Annotated in this window: 2 protein-coding genes; both read right to left on the reverse strand. The window is 77.4% G+C overall.

Features of this window, described 5'->3' with window-relative positions:
* Positions 1-1096, reverse strand: a 1096-nt coding sequence (gene nusA, locus HLB09_RS16415) for a transcription termination factor NusA (protein WP_171204373.1), incomplete at its 3' end; no start/stop codon positions are given.
* Complete coding sequence (locus HLB09_RS16420; protein WP_171204374.1) at positions 1096-1836, reverse strand: ribosome maturation factor RimP; 741 nt, start codon at positions 1834-1836, stop codon at positions 1096-1098. The genes nusA and HLB09_RS16420, both read right to left, overlap by 1 nt.
* Positions 1837-1915 lie beyond the last annotated feature (79 nt).

Raw genomic sequence — 1915 nt, forward strand, 5'->3', positions numbered from 1 at the left:
GCCCGGCCCCACCGCGCGGGTCGCGGTCGGGCGTGCGCGGGCCGCCCCGCAGCGGCTCGCGGCGCACCGACGGGTCGACCGGCGGCGGCTCGGGCGCCGTGTCGCTGCGGATGTCGATGCGCCAGCCCGTCAGCCGGGCGGCGAGACGGGCGTTCTGGCCCTCCTTGCCGATGGCCAGCGACAGCTGGTAGTCCGGCACGACGACGCGGCAGGCGCGCGCCTCCCGGTCGACGACCTCGACGCTCGAGACCCGCGCCGGCGACAGCGCGGCGGCCACGAACCTGGCCGGGTCGTCGTCCCAGTCGACGATGTCGATCTTCTCCTCGCGCAGCTCGGCCATGACCGCGCGGACCCGCTGGCCCATGGGCCCGATGCACGCGCCCTTGGGGTTGAGGCCCGCGACGTGGCTGCGGACGGCCACCTTGGTGCGGTGACCGGCCTCGCGGGCCAGCGCCACGATCTCGACGTGCCCGTCGGCGATCTCCGGGACCTCCAGGGCGAAGAGCTTCCGGACGAGGTCGGGGTGCGTGCGCGAGAGCGTGATCGACGGGCCCTTCAGGCCGCGTCGCACCGACACGACGAGGGCCCGCACGCGCGAGCCGTGCGGGTAGGACTCCCCCGGCACCTGCTCGGCCGGCGGCATGACGCCCTCGACCGCGCCGAGGTCGACGTGGACGACGGAGCGGTCGCGCCCCTGCTGCACGAGGCCCGAGATGACGTCGCCCTCGCGACCCTGGAACTCCCCCAGCACGGCGGCGTCCTCGGCCTCCCGCAGGCGCTGGAAGATCACCTGGCGCGCCGTCGAGGTGGCCACGCGGCCGAAGCCGGTGGGGGTGTCGTCGTACTCGCGCGCGGGCGGCGGCGGGGGCGGCGGCTCCTCGCCCTCGGCCACCTCGGGCGCCGGGGGCTGCGGCTCGCGCGCCCACACGGTCACCCGCCCGGACTTCCGGTCCAGCTCGACCCGTGCCCGCGGCGCGGAGCCGGGGGTGCGCTGGTAGGCCAGCAGCAGGGCGTTCTCGATGGCGCCCACGAGGACGTCGAGGGGGATCTCCCGCTCGCGCTCCAGCGCCCGCAGCGCCGCCATGTCGATGTCCATCAGGCCCGGTCCTCGTCCTGCTCGTCGTCCGTCTCGTCCTGCTCGTCGTCCGTCTCGTCCAGGTCGTCGTGCGTCTCGTCCAGGTCGTCGACGTCGTCGCTGTCGACGTCGTCGTCGGGCTGCCCCTCGGGGCGGCGGAACTCCACCTGCACCGCGCCCGTCCCGAGGCGGTCCCAGGGCACCGTCGTGCGCGCGCCGTCGACGTCGAGGACGACGCCGTCGTCGCCCGCCTCGACGACGCGCCCGGTGGTCCGGCGCGCCGCGCCGTCCTCGCCGGTGACGTCGACGGCGACGAGCCGCGTCCGCGCCCGCCGCCAGTGGCGGCGCTCGGTGAGGGGGCGGTCGACGCCGGGGCTGCCCACCTCGAGCAGGTAGGGCTGCTCGCCGAAGGCGCAGGCGTCGTCGAGGGCGGTCGAGACCGAGCGGCTCACCTCGGCGACGCGGTCGTGGGGCACGGCGCCGACGGCGTCCTCCGGCAGGTCCACGGTGACCCGGACGACGCGGCGGCGACCCGCCGGCGTGACGCTCACGCCCTCGAGGTGGAGCCCGGCCCGCGCGACCACGGGCTCCAGGACCTCGGTCAGCTCGGCCGGCCTGCTGGGGGCGCTGCTCGCCACGTCGTCCTCCGTGTCCAGTTGTGCGTCTCGTCGGCCGGGGGCGCGCGCCGCGCGCCCGGTGCACCGGCCGGAGGTCGAGCGTAGCCGCCGCGACCGCGGCGCCCGACCCCCGCGTGGCAGCATCGCGGACGTGCCGAGCCGACCCCCCGCCCGGCGCACGGCCCGGCCCCCCGAGCAGCCCACGGCGCTGTGGACGAGCCGG

Origin of the sequence: Pseudokineococcus marinus (assembly GCF_013004605.1) — a bacterium.
Taxonomy (GTDB): Bacteria; Actinomycetota; Actinomycetes; order Actinomycetales; family Quadrisphaeraceae; genus Pseudokineococcus; species Pseudokineococcus marinus.